1 pseudogene is annotated in these 258 nt (G+C 69.0%); it reads right to left on the bottom strand.

Annotation, left to right across the window (positions count from 1 at the left end):
* Positions 1–258, bottom strand: a pseudogene (locus OC373_RS18840) (hypothetical protein); the annotation flags it as partial.

Below are 258 nucleotides of genomic sequence, written 5' to 3'. Positions count from 1 at the left end.
CGTTGGGTGCGCGTATCACGCAGTCCACGCCGTGCTCCCGGAACGCGTCCGCGTACAGCCCAAACTCGGGGTAAAGGAACTGCTCCCGCGGAGCGCTATCCACGACGGCCAGACGCGACGGCGCGTAGCCCGACTGCTGCCGGGCATCCTCCAGCCATGCATCGACCGCCGCGTTGCGAGCCTTTGCCGCGGTGGTCCAGGTCGTCCACGCAGCCGGCGCGCAGGACCGCACGCCATCGAGCAGCACTGCATTGAGGA

The sequence above is a fragment of the Stenotrophomonas sp. Ste96 genome, assembly GCF_024519495.1.
GTDB lineage: Bacteria > Pseudomonadota > Gammaproteobacteria > Xanthomonadales > Xanthomonadaceae > Stenotrophomonas > Stenotrophomonas bentonitica_A.
This window is presented reverse-complemented; position numbering and strand designations above follow the sequence as displayed.